Annotated in this window: 1 protein-coding gene; it reads left to right on the forward strand. The window is 56.8% G+C overall.

What is annotated here, in order from left to right:
• Positions 1 to 276 precede the first annotated feature (276 nt).
• Positions 277 to 504, forward strand: coding sequence for a hypothetical protein (locus AC1DYI_RS37960; protein ID WP_477209202.1), 228 nt, complete (start codon positions 277 to 279; stop codon positions 502 to 504).
• Positions 505 to 595 lie beyond the last annotated feature (91 nt).

Here is a 595-nt window from a genome sequence, read left to right on the forward strand (position 1 = left end):
GCACACTCTCTCGTCAAGCACACAACCGGAACACAAATACATTTCCCGGTTTGCGCTCAGTCGCCCAGCCGCCTAACCCCTCCGTCAAGGGGACCTGCCTGCGGCAGGCCCCTTACGTCGAACGTTAAGCGTCGGATGAAAGCGACGGAGACGAAGCCTTCAGCATTTGCAATGCGCCCCCACTTCAAGGCGTGCAAGTCGCCACATTCTTGACCTACCTGTCGAACTGCGTAACATTCGAATGTTGCAGTCTGCAACACACCAGGGAGACAAAGAATGGAACGCAATGCAAATCGCGGTAGCGACTCGAATGTTGTCGCGTACGAGATTGATCAGTCGTCAATCAAGGTGCAGTTCGGAGACGGCTCGATCTATCTCTACACCGCCCAGAGCGTCGGGGTCGGCAACCTTGAGCACATGAAGCAGTTGGCACGTGCGGGCCAAGGCCTCAACAGCTTCATCAATCGCGCAGTTCGAAAGAGCTATGCCTCAAAACTCCAGTAGGCAATGTCGGGTGCATGCGAATCCGCCGCCTAACCCCTCCGTCAAGGGGACTGGCCTGCGGCCAGCCCCTTACGTCGAACGTTAAGCGGCA

Source organism: Ideonella sp. P3_A4 (assembly GCF_056403075.1).